We start from the raw sequence: 17659 nt of genomic DNA, 5'->3' as shown, positions 1-17659 counted from the left end.
GACTCCAGCGCGTTCGGCCGAGAAAACGTGACGTGAGCCTGGCCCGGTTGGGGGCGGCGGCGATGTTTCTCCGAGCCCAGCACAGGCGCACGTGCTTTGTGTGGCGATCTCTGACACCTAATGTAAAAATGTCTGACACGGAGAGCCATGCACAGCGCAGCGAAATCCGCACTGCACTGTACAGGCCGCCCATGCAATACACCGCGCCACACCTGCCGCCGCCCGGCGGTTTTGTCCTTTCAAGGCCCCAGAATGCTTGAACTACGTCCAGACTCCCCGACCCCGCTGGTCAACCAGATCATCGATGGGTTGCGTGAGCTGATCGACTCGCAAACCCTCAAACCCGGGGCCAAGGTGCCGTCGATCCGCGCCTTCGCCGCTACTTATTCGGTGAGCACCTTCACAGTGGTCGAGGCTTACGACCGTCTGGTGGCCCAGGGCCTGCTGACCAGCCGCGGCAACGCCGGCTTCTTCGTCAGCCGCGCCTCGGCCGAACGCCCGGGCAGCGAGCCGCCAGCAGGCGACGGCCAGCGTCCGTCGTTCAATTCCGAGTGGTACCTGCAACAGATTTTCGAAACCCGGCAACTGCCGTTCAAGCCCGGCTGCGGCTGGCTGCCCAACGACTGGATGTATGAAGACGGCCTGCGCCGCGGCATGCGCCAGGTCGCCGGCAGCCCACTGGAGCTGTCCGGCTACGGCGACCCGATGGGCCTGCCGGAACTGCGCGCGTTGACCGCGCAGAACCTGCAACAGGAACTGTCGATCGTCGCCAACCCGGCACAACTGATGCTGACCCACGGCGCCAGCCAGGCCCTGGACCTTGCCGTGCGCAGCCTGGTGCGCCCAGGCGACGTGGTGCTGGTGGATGACCCGGGCTACCCGAACCTGATGAGCATTCTGCGCTTTCAGGGCGCGACCCTGATCGGCGTGCCACGCACGCCCCACGGCTACGACCTTGCCCAGCTCGAACACCTGCTCGCCGAACACCGCCCCACCGCGTTCTTCACCCAGCCACACCTGCACAGCCCGACCTGTTCGCGCACGCCGCTGGCGCAACTGCACCGCTTGCTGCAACTGTCCAGCCAGCATGGCTTCAGGCTGATCGAGAACAACCTGTACGCCGACATGATCGCCGAGCCCCAGCCGTGCCTGGCGAGCCTCGACCACCTGCAGCAGGTGGTCTATGTCGGCAGTTACTCCAAGAGCATCTCGCCCAACGTGCGGGTCGGTTACCTGCTGGCCAACCCGCAATTGATCCAGCAACTGCTGAGCCTGAAGATGCGCTCGGGCCTGACCACCTCGCAGGTGATGGAACGGGTGGTCTATGCCGCGGTGATCGACGGCCGCTGGCGCAAGCACCTCAGGCGCCTGCGCCAGCACCTGGCCCAGGCCCACCAGGAAGTCGGCCAGCACCTGCGCCGGCTGGGCTTCGAGCTGTTCGTGGAATCGGACGAAGGCATGTACATCTGGACCCGCCACCCGCGCCTGCCCGACAGCGCCGTGCTGCTCGACGATGCCTTGAGCCAGGGCATCATGCTCGGCCCCGGACAGTTGTTCATGGTCGATGCCCAGGCCACCGGGTGGATGCGCTTCAACGTGGCCTTCAGCACCGACCCGGCGCTGTGGACCCTGCTCGAACAGTTGCTGGCAAGGCATCTGCGCCCGACCAGCGACTGAGGCGCCCTACTCGCGCTCAGCGCGCAATTGCTCGAGCACCTCGGCGCGGCTCAGGACATGCCTGAAATGCTCACGCCAGAGGATCATGCCGCTCTCGCCGGAACGATCGGCCCAGGTGCCGATGGTCAGGTCGCTGACCAGCGTCGGCGTGAGCCCGGCATCGAACAGCGCGAAACCGGCCGCCAGGATGCTGCTGTCGGCGCCGATGCCGCACACCAGCACCCGCTCGGGCGCCAACTGCTTCAAGTACTCCAGTGCCTGCGGTGCCAGGCCGTAGCCGTGCTTGACGAACTGCCGGTCGAACTCGTGCAGGCTCTGGTCGCTGCTTGCCGGGTGCCAGCCCAGCTGGCGCTGGAACGGGGTCTGGCGTTCGTCGTGCAGGGTCAGCGAGGCGATGGTGAGGATCTGCGCCGACAGCGTCCTGACGCCATCGACCAGCCACTCCGGCGGCTCGAAGGTGGACTGGACATCGTTGATCAGCAGAACCTGGCGCATCGAACCTCCGTAACAGGCGCAAAAGCTGCGCAGTATAACCGCCGGCCAGCGCATGAAACATTGTTCATCGACCCTTGCACGCCGCTGCCACGGGCGCTCGCCGCTGGTCGCCCGGCAAGGCCAGGCCGCGCGCCTTGAGCCGTCCCACCGCCATCGGTAGCATGCCCACGCTCGCCTGCCCGGCGCGCCGTTTCGCCCCACCCCAGAGCCCCGCATGCCGCAACCGATTCCCCTCAAGGACCACCTCGCCGAAACCTCGTTGGTCAACCGCCGCCTGCTGGTCTGCGCTGCCCTTGCCCTGCTGCTGGTCGCCGTGTTGCTGGGGCGCCTGTACGTGCTGCAGGTGGTACAGCATGAGCGCCAGAGCGCGGTGTCGGAAAACAACCGCGTGCACGTGCTGCCGATCGCCCCCGAGCGTGGGCTGATCTACGACCGCAACGGCGTGGTGCTGGCCGACAACAAGCCCAGCTTCAACCTGACCCTGACCCGCGAGCGGGCCGGCAACAGCGCCCAGGTGCTGGACACCCTGACCCAGGTGCTGGGCCTCTCGGCGGACGAGCGCGAGCAATTCGACAAGGACCTGCGCCGCGGCCGCAAACCGTTCGAGCCGGTGACGCTGATGGTCGGCTTGAGTGAAGAACAGATCGCCCATGTGGCGGTCAATCAGTTCCGCCTGCCGGGGCTGGAGGTCGAGCCACAGTTCATTCGCGAGTACCCCCTGGGCGAGCACTTCGCCCATTCGGTCGGCTATGTCGGGCGCATCAACGAGCGCGAGGCCAAGACCCTCGACAGCACCGAGTACCGCGGCACCGAGTCGATCGGCAAAACCGGCATCGAGCGTTTCTACGAAGACCAGTTGCACGGCCATGTCGGCTTCGAAGAGGTCGAAACCAACGCCCAGGGCCGGGTCATGCGCGTGCTCAGCCACCGTGACCCCACCCCTGGCCAGGACATCGTGCTCAGCCTCGATGCGCACTTGCAGGCGGCCGCCGAGAAAGCCCTGGGCGGCCGGCGTGGCGCGCTGGTAGCACTGGACCCGAACAACGGCGATATCCTGGCGATGGTCAGCACGCCCAGCTTCGACCCCAACCTGTTCGTCAAGGGCATCAGCTTCAAGCAATACGCCGCCCTGCGCGATTCCATCGACCGCCCGCTGTTCAACCGGGTCTTGCGCGGCCTGTACGCACCCGGCTCGACGGTCAAGCCGGAAGTGGCCATCGCAGGTCTGGACAGCGGCGTCATCACCCCGGCCAGCCGGGTCTTCGATCCTGGCTACTACGAGTTGCCCAACTACGCGCACAAGTACCGCAACTGGAATCGCAGTGGCGATGGCTGGGTAGATCTGTACAGCGCGATCATGCGTTCCAACGACACCTATTTCTACGATCTTGCGCACAAGCTGGGCATCGACCGCCTGCACGATTACATGGCCGAGTTCGGCCTGGGGCAGAAGGTCTCGCTCGATCTGTTCGAAGAAGCTGCCGGGCTGATGCCCTCGGCGCAGTGGAAGCGCGCCACCCGGCGCCAGGCCTGGTTCCCCGGGGAAACGCTGATTCTGGGTATCGGCCAGGGCTACATGCAGGTCACCCCGCTGCAACTGGCCCAGGCCACCAGCCTGCTGGCAAGCAAAGGCGCCTGGCACCGCCCGCACCTGGCAACGCGCATCGGCGAGCGCCAGCCCACCGACCCCGACCCGATGCCCGACATCGTGCTGCACGACAAACGCGCCTGGGACCAGGTCAGCCAGGGCATGCAGATGGTCATGCACGACCCGCGCGGCATCGCCCGCGCCGCCGCGGCCGGCGCGCAGTACCGCATCGCCGGCAAGAGCGGCACGGCGCAGGTGGTGGCGATCCGCCAGGGCGAGCGCTACAACCGCGACAAGACCCTCGAACGGCACCGCGACAACGCCTTGTTCGTCGGCTTCGCCCCGGCCGATGCTCCGCGCATCGTGGTCGCGGTGATGATCGAGAACGGCGAAGCCGGCGGCCGCGTGGCGGGCCCTGTGGTGCGCGAGGTGATGGATGCCTGGCTGCTCGATGAACACGGCCACCTCAAGCCCGAGTACGCCGGCGCCAGTGCCGCCGCCAGGCCCCCGCATTCCTGAGCCGTACGCATCGCCCGGCCGGGCTGCGCAGAAAAAACGAATCGACGCCACGCGTCGGTGGTCCAACCCAGATCAGGGCAATGGGGCCCTGAAGGTTGTGCGCCAGAGGCGAAGGATTCACATGGAAAGCATCGATCTATTGGTACTGCGCAGCGCCTGCCAGTGGCTCGCCGACGGCGAGCGTGTGCTGCTGGCCACGGTTGCCGGCACCTGGGGCTCGTCGCCGCGGCCGGTGGGTTCGATGATGGCCCTGCGCGGCGACGGGCGTGTGGTGGGCAGCGTTTCTGGCGGCTGCATCGAGGACGACCTGATTCAGCGCTACACCTGCGCCCATGGCGGTCCGGGCATGCCCTGCGGCTTGCCCGAAGTGCTGCGCTATGGGGTCAGTGCCGATGAAGCGCACCGCTTCGGCCTGCCCTGCGGCGGCACCCTGGAACTGGTGCTGGAGTTCGATCCTGATCTGACGACGCTGCGCCATTTGCTCAGCCAGCTCGATGCCGGGCGCCTGGTGCAGCGTCAGCTCGACCTGCGCAGCGGCCAGGTGCACCTGGCGGTGACCGAACAGCCCGCCCTGGCCGGCCTGCAGGATCACGTGATGCACAGCACCCTTGGCCCGGGGTATCGGCTGCTGCTGATCGGCGCCGGGGCGCTGGCCGAGTACCTGGCGACCATGGCGCTGTTCAATGGCTTCAAGGTTGCACTATGCGACCCGCGCGCCGAGTACCGCGCCACCTGGGGCGTGGCCGGGGTCGAGCACCTGCCGGGTATGCCCGACGATGTCGTGCGCGCCTTCGCCGCCGACCAGCGCAGCGCCGTCATCGCCCTGAGTCACGACCCGCGCCTGGACGACCTGGCACTGCTCGAAGCCCTGCAGAGCCCGGCGTTCTACATCGGCGCGATCGGCTCGCGGCGCAACTCGCAGAGCCGTCGCGAGCGGCTGATCGAGCACTTCGGCCAGACCCACGCCTCGCTGCAACGCCTGCACGGCCCCATCGGGCTATACATCGGCAGCAAGACCCCAGCGGAAATCGCCGTGAGCGTGATGGCCGAACTGCTCGCCGAAAAGAACAGCGTACGCCTGCCGGGCAGCGTGCGCGTGGCCGAGGGCAAACAGGTCGTGGAATGCTCGGCCTGAGCATTTGCAGCGCATGCCTGGCCGGCCAGACCCGCTAAGCGCAACCAAGGCCATTTGGATAACGGCATTTTGAGTGCAATACTCTGCTATCCCATTGCCTGAGACGCCACGCCATGCGCGCATTCGTTCAGCACTTCAGCGACCGTGCGCTGCAAGTCATGGCCTGCGGCGCACCGGTCGAGCCGCTGCTGGCCGACTTCATCCTGGCCTTGCAAACGGAAATCCCCGACGCGCAGATCGGTGTGCTGGTGCTCGACACCGCTGGAAACACCTTTCGCCATGCCATCTTTCCCGGCCTGCCGGCCAGCTTCACCGATAAGCTGGTCGGTAACCCGATCAGCCCCGATCGGGGTTCGTGTGGCCGCGCCGTTACCAGTGGCAAACCCGTGGAAGTGCCTGATGTGGCCAGCGACGAGCGTTTCGCCGATGAGTGGAAGGCGCTGTTTCACCAGCATGGGCTGACGTCACTGATATCGGTGCCGGCGATTGCCAGCGACGGCCATGTGCAAGGCTCGATCGCCGTGGTCCACCCCTTCGGCCAACCCCCGAACGCCGAGCAGCGCAGCTTCCTCGAGGGCGCGGCGACGCTATGCGCAGTGATCTGCCGCTACAGCCGTACCCAGCAATCCCAGACTTTGCTGATCGGCGAGTTGGAACATCGCATGCGCAACCTGTTCTCGACGCTGTCAGGGGTGGCGATCCTCACCCTGCGCAGCCACCCTGAGCCGGACCAGTTCCGCCGTGTGCTCGACCAGCGCGTGCTGATGATGCAGCGCGCCCACGCCCTGGCCCTGGCCCCTGCCGAGATGCCGCTGTCGACCTTGGTGGATGAAGTGCTCTCCCCCTACCGCGATGGCTACCGCATTCAGTGTAGCGGCCCGGACATCATGCTGGCCGGCGAAGCGGCCGCAGCGCTGGCGATGGTGGTGCATGAGCTGGGCACCAATGCGGCCAAGTACGGTGCCTTGTCACAAGAGGGGGGTGAGCTGCACATCGAATGGAGTACCACCCACAGCGACGATCACGGCCCCGCCTTCAGCCTGAACTGGCAGGAACGCAACGGCCCGGCGGTCAGCGCACCTGCACGCAAGGGATATGGCACGGTGATGGTCAACGGCGCGTTGCGTAACGCCTTCAACGGCGCAGCCGCGTTCGCATATGAGCAGGCAGGGTTCAGTTGCGTCATCTCCGCGCCGTTCAGTGAACGGCTAGGCCGCACCGCCGCGCAGGATGCCACCATGGCCGCCTTGCAGCAGGGCTTGCACAGTGCAGATCCACGCACCTCGGCAAGCCGCGCATACCCGGGCGCCAGTGCCGAGTAGCGCGGCTCGATCGTACCTGTTTTGATCGCACTGGTGAGCATCGCCGCCTTGGACGGCTGAAATCCGCTACTCATTCGTGCAGCGTGTCGTCCGGCGTTACGGGATCGTGCCGGGTGTCACGCGATGGGTCCTGCTCGAAGCCGTGTTTGTCGGGGTCGGTGATCAGCGGGTCACCGCCGGGCAGTTGCGGATGCCCCGGCTCAGGAATGCCGGTACGGCCTGGGTCGGAAGTCGGGTCGCGCGACGGATCGTTCGGCAGCGGGCCGTCTGGCGGGGTGTTGACGGGGTCACGTGGGTCAGTGCTCATGGCAGTGTTCCTCGCAAGAATGATCGATTGCAATATAGTGGCGCGCTCACTGCCCGCCGGGGTGCTCACTGTTGACCGAGTTGTTCACGTCCACATCGGGCATGTCCTGTTCCTGCGGGGTACGCGGTCTGGTCGGCTGCTCGAGTGTCTCGGTGTCCTGCTCGGGGCGCCCGGAAGGGTCGGGCTGAGCTTGGTCTTCGGGCCTGGCGTCGGTGCCGTGGCGTGGATCGTGGTCTTGATCATGGGTGTTCATGTCGACTCTCCACCGGGCAGGGAAAAGGGCCGCCCGTACCAGAGTGAGTGCAACGCCGGGTACAAGGTGCGAGGCAGTGGACCGACGGTACTCGCGCCAAGTGATTATCACCAAGGTTATAGCGGCCTGATTGCCTCTATTTCGCTGCCGCGCGGCGCTTGCGCAGGCCCGAGCATTGGCAGCACACTAGCCCCGCCTACCCTTGCCTAACGAGGCCTACACCGGATGTCGCCTACCCTTGCCCCGCAGCACCCCCACCTTTCAGGCGCAGAGCGTTCGGCCATTGCGGAAATCGAAGGCACGACCAACATCCTCAAGCTGGTACTGAAGTTCACTGCCATGCCATTCGCCGCCATCGCCAAGTTCGACGATGACGAATGGGTCATCTGCTCGGCGCTGGACCGTGGCGATTTCGGCCTCGAACAAGGCGATGCCTTCCCCCTCGAGCGCACCGTGTGCAGCGAATTCCTGCGCAGCCCAGAGGCCCTGCTGGTGCCCTCGCTGCAGAATGACGCACGCTTCGTCGAGCGGCCGATCGTCAACCAGCTGGGCATCGACAGCTATGCCGGGGTGCCGATTTTCCTGCCCAATGGCCAGCTGTATGGCGCCCTGTGCGCACTCGACTCCCGCGAGTCTTACTTCGATGACCCGGATCTGGCCGAAGTGCTCGGCCTGTTCGCGCGCCTGGTCGGCTGCATTCTCTACGCCTGCATCGAAGACCAGACCGCCCAGCCCGCGTTGACCTGAAGCCGCCCGGGACGATCTGCCGATGAAGATCATAGCCGCGCAGATCCTCTGCCCGCTGGGCCCCATCGAGGACAACCTCGAACGGCATCTTGCGGTGGTCGAGCGTGCCGCGCGGTTGGGTGGCGCAGTGGTGGTGTTTCCCGAGTTATCGCTTACCGGCTACGCGCCACGCCGGGCGCGAGAGTGGGCGGTGCAGTGGGATGATCCGCGCCTGCAGCCACTGCAACAGGCCAGCGACCGCCATGGGCTGACCATCGCAGTCGGCGTGCCGCTGTGGCAGGCATCGACCGTGCGCATCGGCATGCTTACGTTCCGGCCCGAACAGCGGCCTCAGGCGTACACCAAGCAGTGGCTGCATGCCGACGAGCAGGCCTTCTTCGCGCCCGGTAATTCCATGCAACTGATCAGCGTCAGCGGCTGGCAACTGGCACCGGCAATCTGCTACGAGTCGTTGCGGATGCCCCACGCCGAGGCCATGGCCGCTGCCGGCGGGCAGGTCTACCTGGCCAGCGTGGCGAAAACCGGCAAGGGTCTGCCAGACGCAGCGCAGCACTACGCCCACGTCGCGCAACGCTTCGCCATACCAGTGGTGCTGGCCAATGCCGTGGGGCCGGTCGAGGACTTCATCTGCGCCGGTGGCTCAGGGGTCTGGAGTGCTGGGGGCGAGCGTCTGTGCCAAGCCAGCGCCGATCAACCGGCGCTGGTGAGCCATGACCTGTCGAGTGGCAAGGCCGAGGTGCTCACACTGGCCTGACCACACACGATCCGATCAAACTTTTCCGGCGCCGCAGGTTCTGCTGCTAAGACACCTGATGCTTGTAAAGGAGCACCCTATGAAGCCAACCGACGCCCCCTCCGGCGACAAAGTCCCACGTCCGATTTCTTCCGATGAGGCCCAGCGCGGCGAGGGTTCGCCCGACCCGGTGCTCGAGCCGGTCAACCCTGCGACGGAGGTGGTCGACAAAGTCATCACGCCGACATCAGTCAGGGAACTGGAAGAACAGACCCGCGAAATCAACGAACGCCTGGCCAACGTCGAGCCGAAACCGCAACGCTGACGCCCTGCCCTGCCCCGCGCGCCGTCGCTGTACGGCGCCCGCCCTCGCTGCCTCGCCACGCACCCAGCGTTTCCTCCACCCCCGCTATGGCTTACCCTGCACGCCCACCGTTGCCGGGCCATGTCATGTTCGATTGGGAAGACCTCCGTTATTTCGCCGCCTTCGTCAACGCAGGCTCGCTGTCGGCTGCGGCAAAATCGTTGGCCGTGGATCACGCCACCGTGGCGCGGCGCATCGCGGCCCTGGAAGCAGCGTTGAGCCTCAAGCTGGTCGACCGCCGGCCCCGCGCCTATGTGTTGACCGAGCACGGGCGGCGGGTCGGCGAGATGGCCCAGCAGATGACCGAGGCGTCCTTCGCCCTCGAACACTTCGCCAATGCCGGGCAGCCGCACATCGAAGGCCAGGTGGTGCTCAGCGCGCCACCGGCCCTGCTCGGCAGCCTGATCGCGCGGCGTAGCGGCGAGCTGCTGGCGCGCTACCCGGCGCTGGCGCTGAAGCTGATCGGCAGCAAGTCGCGGGCCTCGTTGACCCGTCGCGAAGCCGACATCGCCATCAGCCTGAGCCGTCCCAGCGAGCCGACCTTGGTGGCGCAACTGCTCGGCCATCTCGACTACCGCCTGTACGCCGCAGCCAGCTACCTGCGCCGTGGTCAGGCGCCGGCGTATATCGGCTACGACCAGTCCCAGGCCAAATCGCCGCAGCAGCGCTGGCTGCTGCAACAGGCCGGCGACGGGCCGTTCGTGCTGCACAGCAACGACTTGCGCATCCAGGCCGAGGCGGCCGCAGGTGGCGCTGGCATCGCCTGCCTGCCGACGTTCATGGCCCAGGAACATCAACTGGAGCCGGCGCGTCCAGAGGCTGGGTCGATGAGCATCGAGATCTGGCTGGCGGTGCACGAAGACGCTCGCGCCACGCCACGTATCCGCGCTGTGATGGACTTTGTGCAGGACTGCCTGCGGCCACTGCTGCGCTTGTGAATTTGTGCAGATCTCAGGTGCACGGATAGGGAATTTTCCTACCTCTTCGGCGTCGGTATCGTCACCGCTACTGATCGCCCGCCACTGTCGGCGAGCGAGGCTTTGCAGGAGATTACGATGCGCTACGTCAAACTCGGCAACACGGGGCTGGATATTTCGCGGCTGTGCCTGGGCTGCATGACCTTTGGCGAGCCGGACGCCGGCACGCACCCCTGGACCCTCGGCGAAGAGGCCAGTCGGCCGATCATTCGCCGTGCGGTCGAGCATGGCATCAACTTCTTCGATACCGCCAACAGCTACTCGGCCGGCACTTCCGAGCAGATCGTCGGCAAGCTGCTCAAGGAATTCACCCGTCGCGATGAAACGGTCATCGCCACCAAGGTGTTCTTCCCCGCCAACATGTGGCAGGGCGGCGACCGCCCTAACGAGCAGGGCCTGTCGCGCAAGGCGATCATGACCAGCATCGACGCCAGCCTGAGCCGCCTGGGCACCGACTATGTCGACCTCTACCAGATCCACCGCTGGGACTACCACACCCCCATCGAGGAAACCATGGAAGCCCTGCACGATGTGGTCAAAGCCGGCAAGGCGCGCTATATCGGTGCTTCCTCGATGTACGCCTGGCAGTTCGCCAAGGCCCAGCAGGTGGCCGCGGCCAATGGCTGGAGCCGCTTCGTGTCGATGCAGAACTACCTCAACCTGCTGTACCGCGAGGAAGAGCGCGAGATGATTCCGCTGTGCCGCGACCAGGGCGTCGGCCTGATGCCCTGGAGCCCCATGGCCCGCGGCCGGCTGACCCGCCCCCAGGGCGAACAGACCGCGCGCATCCTCAGCGATGAATCGGGGGCGTCGTTCTACGCCGGCACCGAAGTCGAGGATGGCAAGGTGATCGATGTGGTCGAGCAGGTGGCGCTCGAACGCGGCGTGCCAATGGCGCAGGTGGCCTTGGCCTGGGTGCTCAACACTCAAGGCGTGTCGGCGCCCATCGTCGGCGCCTCCAGGCCCGCGCAGCTCGACGATGCCATCGCCGCGCTGGAGCTGACCCTGAGCGCCGAGGACATCGCCCGCCTGGAGGCACCCTACGTGCCGCACAAGGTCACCGGCTTCAAGTGATCGCCACAGCGCCTGGCCATGGGGCCGGGCGCTGTCACGCTGAGACGACCGTAGGTTCTGTATGAAAAGTCCTGAGACGCCGGGGAGACAAGGCGAAAACAGCCGAGGAAGCGGAGTTTACTGGTTGTAAATGAGCATTCCGAGGCTGTTTTCAACGCAGGATCACCAAGTATCAGGGCTTTTCACACAGAACTTAGCGCATGAGCGCGCTGCGCACCGACAACACGGGCTGCTGCGGGTGCTGCTGCTGGAAATAGTCGAGCGCCTGAGACTGGCGGTCGACCACGCAGATGTTCACGCTGGGGTTGGGCACGTCGCAGGTGCCCAGTGCCAGCAGGCCGCAATCGAGCACGCCATATACCGCGGCTGGCTGGCCGTAGCGCGAACAGCCGTAGACCATCTCGCCCACGTAGTTGATCTGCCCTTGCTTGACACTGAAACGCAGCGGCTGCGAGTACGGCCCCATGCTCCCGCGGCGGCTGCCCAGGCGTGACACTTCGTATTCGCCGGCCGGCAGCCAGGCAGCGTAATCGTCCTTCTGCCCCCAGCCATGCAGTTCGCCGCTGGCGATATTGCGCAACTGTAAAAAGGTGCCGTAAGGCCCGCCGCCGGTTAACGAACCCACCACCAGACCCGCGTTATCCTGGTTGTACTTTGTCGACTCCAGGGCCATTTCCGGCGGCAAGGTGGCGCAACTTGCCAATAATCCGATGTATCCCAGTGCCATGATGCGAAACATGTTGCGCATTCCATTGTCCCAAAGCCGTTAGAATTCCCGCGGCAACGATTCCCCGCGCCCAATTTGCAGTCAAGGAAGATACCCCAGCATGTCGCAGTTTTCCCAATGCCGTGTACTCGGCGCCGCCAGTGTGTTTGCGCTGAGCCTCAGTGGTTGCATGTTCAACGGTAATTACCCGGATGCCACGGGCGATGATGCGGCGAAACTTCGTTTCATCAGCAGCAATGACAATACCGTCATGGCCTTGTTCGATGCCGAGCACTGCGACGGCCGCAGTACCGGCATGCTCAATAACATCTTCAGCGCCAATGCCAACCGCCGCGCCGATATGCGCGTGGCGCCCCCGGCAGGTGCCAAGGCTTATGTGGAAGTGCGCCTGCAACCGGGCGTCGACTACTTCGCCCAGGCCAATACCAATGGCACCGGTTATGTCTGCACCCTGCGTTTCAACCTCGTGCCGCAAAAGCACGGCGAATACGAAGTGTCGTTCGACTCTTCGCGCAAAGGCTGCGAATTGACCTTGAACGTGCTTACCGAGCAGAACGGCAAGGCGCTTCGCACGCCGCTGCCCATGGTCGAGCGAGGGCTGCCCAGTTGCGCTGGAGCGAACCCGATCTTCCCGAAAATCGAGCCGATGGCGCCGCAGTCGCCCGAGCGCTCGGCACTGATCGAGCGAATCATCGACGCCAGCATCATCGACAAGATGAAACCTGAACTGAACCGCCCGCTGCAGTCGCTGCAAACGAGCATCGACACCACCGTGCAAACCCGCAAGGCGCGCATGGGCATCGACCTGCCAGCCGCCTACTGGAGCGAATACCGCAGCAACATCGAGCGCTTCCTTGCTGACACACAACAGGCCAAGGTCGACGTCCTGCAGGGCTACAAGGATTACTACCGCAGGCAACTGGCGCCGATGGACACAGCCGATCTCGAACGGCTGCTGCCCGACAACCCCAAGGCCGACCGCAGCGTTTCGGCCTCCAACAACAGCAACATGCTCGAGTTCTACAACCGCAGCGAGCAGCAGGTGCTCAGGGAAAACTACAGCGCCCACCAGGCACGCATGGCCGACCTCGACCGGCGCTTCGATGTCTGCGCGCGCTTCGCCGGTTGCTGGCGCAACTGACCGCTCAACCCAGCGCCGCGACCACTACCCCGGTGGCCTCGGCCAGGGCCGCATCGCGCCAGGCTGCCTTGGCCTCGGCGCTGCGGCTCAGCACGGCCAGCACCCAGGGCGCGCGTCCCGCTGGCCACAGCAGCGCCACATCGTTGGCCACGCCGTAATCACCCGAGCCGGTCTTGTCGCCCACTGTCCACCCCACCGGCACGCCTGCGCGAATGCGTTTGGCGCCGGTGGTGTTGCCTTTGAGCCAGGTTTGCAGTTGCCCACGGCCAGCGTGATCGAGCGCATCACCCAGCGCCAGGCGCTGCAGGCTCAACGCCATTGCCTGAGCGCTGCTGGTGTCACGCGGATCATCTGGCAGTGCGCTGTTCAGGTCAGGTTCGATACGGTCGAGACGAAACACCGGGTCGCCCACGCGGCGAGCGAAGGCGGTCAGCTCGGCAGGGCCGCCCAACAGTTCCAGCAGCAGATTGGCGGCGGTGTTATCGCTGTATTGCAGGGCCGCGGCGCATAGTTCGGCAACGCTCATGCCCTGCTCGACATGGCGCTCGGTGACCAGCGAATACACTACCAGCGCGCTGGCAGGGTAACGGATTACCCGCGCCAGCAGCTGCGGCTCGGCCTGGCTGCGCTGCAACACGGCCCCGGCCAGCATCACCTTGAAGGTGCTGCACATCGGCAGACGCTGCTCGGCGCGGTAGCCCAGCTGGCGGCCACTGCCGGTGTCGAGGGCAAAGACGCCGAGGGTGATGCCGTGCTGGCGCTCGATCTGTTCGAAGCGCGAGGCTGCCGAGTCGGCGGCCCAGCCTGGCAGCGCGAGCAGCGTCGAACCGGCGGCGGCGCCCTGAAGCACGCGGCGGCGAGAAATATCAGCCTTCATGGCAAGGTTTCCGAGCGAGAAAGGGGCGCCAAGCCTAACCGTTGACGCCCTGTCCTCCAAGGTCGGGTTGGACGAACCTCAGCCGCGCGCCGACCTTACCGGTAACAGTTGCGCCACCGCCCACAGCACCTCCAGCGCCAGGATCGGCCAGATCAGCGCCGTCGCCCCCTGGCTCAGGGCGTACCCCTGCCAGCAGGCGAACAGCACCCGGCCGGCAGCGTCATAGCGGCCCAGGCGCTGCTGCGGATGGCGAATGCGCAGCCAGGCCCAGACGCAGACGATCGAGCCCATGAGGTTGGCCATCATCATCTGCAGCGGACCGAACGCCGGCAGCGTACCGGCCAGCCCCAGCTGGTCGTGCAGGTCCCCGAGCGCTGCCTGCAGCAGCCTGAAACTCCACGGTGTGACGAAAGCCGCGGTGATCAGCAGGTCGTACACCCCGCTTGCCCGCACCAGTTTCAAATACCCCGACGCACTCCACATGTTGCCGTCCTTGTTGATCGATGAAGCGCGCAGGCTAAAGCCTGGAGTATGCTCCAGGGTCAAGTCTTTCCAGGGGGTGATGATGCGCATCGGTGAACTGGCCCAAGCCTGCGGCGTGAGCCGCGATACGCTGCGGTTCTATGAGGCCAAGGGGCTGATACGCGCCCAGCGCCGGGCCAACGGCTACCGTGATTACCCGGTGGAGACCGTGCAACTGATGCTGTTCATCCGCAACGCCCAGCGCCTGGGCTTCAGCCTCGAAGAAATTGGCAGCAACGTCGGCGCGCTGTGGCAGGCCGCCGACCCGGACCAGGCCATTCGCCGCTTGCTGACGGAAAAACTGGCCCTGATCGAAGAGCGCCTGCTGGCTCTGCAACATCTGCGCGACGGCCTGCGCCAGAGCCTGGGCCAGCAGTGCCCATTGCGTGAGGTGAGCGTGCCTGCCTGAGCCTTGCGCAAACGGGCGTCAGCCGTTATCGGCCGCGCAGCCCTGTATGTGCCCTGCAGGCGCACGCGCTGCCATCACCAACACCATCACCAGGCCCAGCGCCGCCATGCCGGCGCCGGCCAGGGCGATTGCCCCATAGCCGAGCCCGGCCTGGATCACCGCCCCGCCGACCACCGCGCCAATCGCATTGCCCAGGTTGAAGGCGCCAATGTTCACTGCCGAGGCCAGGTTCGGTGCGGCCTTGGCTGCCTGCATCACGCGCATCTGTAGCGGCGGCACCAGCGCAAAGCTGGCCGCGCCCCACACGAGGACCGCCAGCGCCGTCGGCAGCGCCCACCCGAGCACCAGTGGGAAGGCCAGCAACACGCCGATCAGTACCAGCAACGACACGATCAGCGTGCGATTGACCGAGCGATCCGCCGCCTTGCCGCCCCACAGGTTGCCCAGGGTCAGGCCAATGCCGAACAGCACCAGCATGGCGGTGATGAAACGCGGCGACGCGCCGGCCTCGATTTGCAAGATCGGCGCGATGTAGGTGAACACGGTGAACATCGCGCTGGAGCCGACCACCGTCAGCGCCAGCGCTGCCAGCACCGGCCCGCGGCACAGCACACGCACTTCCGCCCAGGCGCCCACGCTTTGCGGCAAGGGCAGGCGCGGCAACGCCGACCACAGCGTGGCCATGGCGACCAGCCCCAGCCCGGCGATGCCCCAGAACGCCGTGCGCCAGCCGAACAGCTCACCGAACCAAGTCGCCAGCGGTACGCCGCCGATGGTGGCGATGGTCAGGCCCATGAACATCGCCGCCACCGCCCCGGCGCGTTTGTCGGGCGCCACCACGCTGGCAGCAACGATCGCGCCGATACCGAAGAACGCGCCGTGGTTGAGCGAGGTCACCAGGCGTGCCAGCAGCAGGCTCAGGTAGTCGCTGGCGAGCGCCGACATCAGATTGCCGAGGGTGAAGATCGCCATCAGCCCAACCAGCAAGTGGCGCCGGTCGATACGGCCACTGGCCAGGGTCATCAAGGGCGCGGCGATCAGCACGCCCAGAGCGTAGGCGCTGACCAACAGGCCGGCGCTTGGAATCGACACGCCCAGATCGCTGGCGATGCCGGGCAACATGCCCATGGGGGCGAACTCGCTGACGCCGATGCCGAAGGCACCCATCGCCAGCGCGAGCAAAGGGGGGTTGATACGCATGCAAGGCTCCTTATCTGTTCCGTGAATGCTACGATTCATCGCCTGCCCGCACTAGCTGGCGCGAAAGACAATCACCTTTGCCCTGGAGGCACGAATGGATATCAGTGGACGCTCAGGGGAAATGCAGGTCTTCAGCGCTGTCATCGACGCTGGCAGCTTGTCTGGCGCAGCGCGCCTGCTGGGGCTGACGCCGTCTGCGATCAGCCGCATCGTCGCGCGCACCGAACAGCGCCTGGGCACCCGCCTGCTGCTGCGCACCACCCGTGCGCTGACCCTGACTCCGGAAGGCGAAGCCTACCTGCGCGCAGCGCGGCGCATCCTTGCCGACCTGCAGGAGGTCGAGGAGGCGATCACCGACCAGGGCGTGCCACGCGGTCGCCTGCGGGTCAGCGCAGCGCTCGGCCACGGCCGCCTGAGCGTGGTGCCGCTGGTGGCGGCGTTCAGCGCGCGCTACCCGCAGGTGACCGTCGATCTGACCCTGAGCGATGAGGTGGTGGACATTCTCGGTGGCCAGGCGGATGTCGCGGTGCGCTTCGGGCCGTTGCCGGACAGCTCGCTGAGCGCCCGGCAGATCGGCAGCACCGGCCAGGTGATCGTCGCCTCGGCCGACTACCTGGCGCGCTGCGGCACACCCCAGCAGCCCCATGACCTCGCCCGCCACAACTGCCTGCGCTTCAACTTTCGCCGGGCAGCGCCGGATTGGCCGTTTCGCGTCGGAGGCGATGAACTCAGCTTGAAGGTTGCCGGCAACATCGAATGCAGCAGCGGCGAAGCCCTGGCCCAGTTCGCTCGGCTCGGCGCCGGGATTGCCCGCATCGGGCGCTTTTCGGTCAACGATGACTTGGCCAGCGGGCGCCTGCTGGCCTTGCTGGAAGCCTTCAACCCCGGCGATCAGGAGCCGATTCATGCCGTGTTCGTCGGCGGCCCGGCGATGCCGGCGCGGGTGCGTGTGTTCGTCGATTTCCTGGTTGCCCATCACCAGGCCGGGCAGTGGTGTCAGCCGCTGTGCGCCGCGCCGACTGCGGGCTAATCGCTGCTGTGCACCACCACCAGCAACTGCGCCTGCTGCTCGGACACCGTGCGGATGCGGTGGGATTTCTGCGCGTTGAAGTGCAGGGCGTCACCCTCTTCGAGCAGCACCCGCTCGTTGCCAAAATCCACCTCGACGCTGCCGCGATGGACGAACACGAACTCCTCGCCAAGGTGTTCCTTGAACGCCGAGTGGGCGAACGAGCGCGGCGGATAGACCATGAACGGCAGCAGCGCGCGATCGCCGATATGCCGGGCCAGCGGCACGTGCGCCGGGCCTGCGGCATCGGCCGCACGCGGCTGGGCGCGCACCAGGCTGTAGCCCTCGGCCGGTAGCGCCTGGTCGCTGAACAGTTCCTCGGCCTGGGCGTTGAGCGCCTTGGCCAGCTTCAGCGCCACGGCGATCGACGGTGAACTCAAGCCACGCTCGACCTTGGACAGGTAACTTTTCGTCAGCCCCGTCTGCTCGGCCAGTTGTTCCAGGGTCATGCCCATCTTCTTGCGCAACACTCTGAGCTGTACCGACATGCTGTTCCTTGACTGCTGATGACACATAATTGTTG

The 17659-nt window shown here is 65.9% G+C and carries 20 protein-coding genes; 12 read left to right on the top strand and 8 right to left on the bottom strand.

Annotated features, from left to right (window positions below; translation table 11 throughout):
* The first annotated feature begins 252 nt into the window (after positions 1–252).
* Positions 253–1677, top strand: a complete 1425-nt coding sequence (locus H618_RS0105185; protein ID WP_028694062.1) for an aminotransferase-like domain-containing protein — start codon at positions 253–255, stop codon at positions 1675–1677.
* Positions 1678–1683: 6 nt separating this feature from the next.
* Here H618_RS0105185 and H618_RS0105180 read toward each other — a convergent pair whose 3' ends face one another.
* Positions 1684–2172: a cysteine hydrolase family protein gene (locus H618_RS0105180; RefSeq protein WP_028694061.1), complete on the bottom strand. Its 489-nt coding sequence runs from the start codon at positions 2170–2172 to the stop codon at positions 1684–1686.
* A 214-nt stretch (positions 2173–2386) separates the two neighbouring features.
* Here H618_RS0105180 and mrdA point away from each other — a divergent pair, with 214 nt between their 5' ends.
* The 3 genes from mrdA (at position 2387) to H618_RS21270 (ending at position 6736) form a co-directional block, all read left to right on the top strand.
* Positions 2387–4279: a penicillin-binding protein 2 gene (gene mrdA / locus H618_RS0105175; protein ID WP_028694060.1), complete on the top strand. Its 1893-nt coding sequence runs from the start codon at positions 2387–2389 to the stop codon at positions 4277–4279.
* Between the two features lie 121 nt (positions 4280–4400).
* Complete coding sequence (locus H618_RS0105170; RefSeq protein ID WP_028694059.1) at positions 4401–5414, top strand: XdhC family protein; 1014 nt, start codon at positions 4401–4403, stop codon at positions 5412–5414.
* Positions 5415–5527: 113 nt separating this feature from the next.
* A complete protein-coding gene (locus H618_RS21270) occupies positions 5528–6736 on the top strand; it encodes a GAF domain-containing protein (RefSeq protein ID WP_081673713.1) in 1209 nt (402 codons plus the stop codon).
* Positions 6737–6806: 70 nt separating this feature from the next.
* Here H618_RS21270 and H618_RS0105160 read toward each other — a convergent pair whose 3' ends face one another.
* Together H618_RS0105160 and H618_RS0105155 are read right to left on the bottom strand one after the other, a co-directional pair.
* A complete protein-coding gene (locus tag H618_RS0105160; protein ID WP_028694058.1) occupies positions 6807–7043 on the bottom strand; it encodes a hypothetical protein in 237 nt (78 codons plus the stop codon).
* Positions 7044–7089: 46 nt separating this feature from the next.
* The gene (locus H618_RS0105155; protein ID WP_028694057.1) at positions 7090–7296 is read right to left on the bottom strand and encodes a hypothetical protein; all 207 of its coding nucleotides are present in this window, start codon (positions 7294–7296) and stop codon (positions 7090–7092) included.
* Between the two features lie 225 nt (positions 7297–7521).
* Here H618_RS0105155 and H618_RS0105150 point away from each other — a divergent pair, with 225 nt between their 5' ends.
* The 5 genes from H618_RS0105150 to H618_RS0105130 all read left to right on the top strand — a co-directional run bounded on the left by H618_RS0105150 (position 7522) and on the right by H618_RS0105130 (position 11191).
* On the top strand, positions 7522–8043 hold the full coding sequence (locus H618_RS0105150) for a GAF domain-containing protein (RefSeq protein WP_028694056.1): 522 nt from the start codon (positions 7522–7524) through the stop codon (positions 8041–8043).
* Positions 8044–8065: 22 nt separating this feature from the next.
* Positions 8066–8797, top strand: a complete 732-nt coding sequence (locus H618_RS0105145) for a carbon-nitrogen hydrolase family protein (RefSeq protein WP_028694055.1) — start codon at positions 8066–8068, stop codon at positions 8795–8797.
* Positions 8798–8876: 79 nt separating this feature from the next.
* Positions 8877–9101 (top strand): hypothetical protein, encoded by a 225-nt coding sequence (locus H618_RS0105140; protein WP_028694054.1) that lies wholly within the window; start codon positions 8877–8879, stop codon positions 9099–9101.
* Positions 9102–9226: 125 nt separating this feature from the next.
* Positions 9227–10078: a LysR family transcriptional regulator gene (locus H618_RS0105135; RefSeq protein WP_028694053.1), complete on the top strand. Its 852-nt coding sequence runs from the start codon at positions 9227–9229 to the stop codon at positions 10076–10078.
* Positions 10079–10195: 117 nt separating this feature from the next.
* Positions 10196–11191, top strand: coding sequence for an aldo/keto reductase (locus tag H618_RS0105130; protein WP_028694052.1), 996 nt, complete (start codon positions 10196–10198; stop codon positions 11189–11191).
* Positions 11192–11384: 193 nt separating this feature from the next.
* On the opposite strand, the gene H618_RS0105125 is transcribed toward H618_RS0105130, so the two are convergent.
* Positions 11385–11930: a hypothetical protein gene (locus H618_RS0105125; RefSeq protein ID WP_245586752.1), complete on the bottom strand. Its 546-nt coding sequence runs from the start codon at positions 11928–11930 to the stop codon at positions 11385–11387.
* Between the two features lie 88 nt (positions 11931–12018).
* Here H618_RS0105125 and H618_RS22060 point away from each other — a divergent pair, with 88 nt between their 5' ends.
* Positions 12019–13059 (top strand): hypothetical protein, encoded by a 1041-nt coding sequence (locus tag H618_RS22060; protein ID WP_028694050.1) that lies wholly within the window; start codon positions 12019–12021, stop codon positions 13057–13059.
* Positions 13060–13063: 4 nt separating this feature from the next.
* Here H618_RS22060 and bla read toward each other — a convergent pair whose 3' ends face one another.
* Together bla and H618_RS0105110 are read right to left on the bottom strand one after the other, a co-directional pair.
* Entirely contained in the window at positions 13064–13936 is an 873-nt protein-coding gene (gene bla, locus H618_RS0105115) for a class A beta-lactamase (protein ID WP_028694049.1), read from the bottom strand.
* Positions 13937–14014: 78 nt separating this feature from the next.
* Positions 14015–14419 (bottom strand): hypothetical protein, encoded by a 405-nt coding sequence (locus H618_RS0105110; protein WP_028694048.1) that lies wholly within the window; start codon positions 14417–14419, stop codon positions 14015–14017.
* Positions 14420–14501: 82 nt separating this feature from the next.
* Between H618_RS0105110 and H618_RS0105105 the strand changes: the two genes are divergently transcribed.
* Positions 14502–14867, top strand: coding sequence for a MerR family transcriptional regulator (locus tag H618_RS0105105; protein ID WP_028694047.1), 366 nt, complete (start codon positions 14502–14504; stop codon positions 14865–14867).
* A gap of 18 nt (positions 14868–14885) precedes the next feature.
* On the opposite strand, the gene H618_RS0105100 is transcribed toward H618_RS0105105, so the two are convergent.
* Positions 14886–16067, bottom strand: a complete 1182-nt coding sequence (locus H618_RS0105100; protein ID WP_028694046.1) for an MFS transporter — start codon at positions 16065–16067, stop codon at positions 14886–14888.
* Between the two features lie 94 nt (positions 16068–16161).
* Here H618_RS0105100 and H618_RS0105095 point away from each other — a divergent pair, with 94 nt between their 5' ends.
* Complete coding sequence (locus tag H618_RS0105095; RefSeq protein ID WP_028694045.1) at positions 16162–17097, top strand: LysR family transcriptional regulator; 936 nt, start codon at positions 16162–16164, stop codon at positions 17095–17097.
* Here the strand turns inward: H618_RS0105095 and H618_RS0105090 are convergent.
* On the bottom strand, positions 17094–17624 hold the full coding sequence (locus H618_RS0105090) for a helix-turn-helix domain-containing protein (RefSeq protein ID WP_028694044.1): 531 nt from the start codon (positions 17622–17624) through the stop codon (positions 17094–17096). The genes H618_RS0105095 and H618_RS0105090 overlap by 4 nt on opposite strands.
* Positions 17625–17659 lie beyond the last annotated feature (35 nt).

The organism is Pseudomonas cremoricolorata DSM 17059 = NBRC 16634, assembly GCF_000425745.1.
GTDB classification, from domain to species: domain Bacteria; phylum Pseudomonadota; class Gammaproteobacteria; order Pseudomonadales; family Pseudomonadaceae; genus Aquipseudomonas; species Aquipseudomonas cremoricolorata.
The sequence above is the reverse complement of the archived record's forward strand: the minus strand, read 5'-3'. Positions and strand labels throughout refer to the sequence as shown.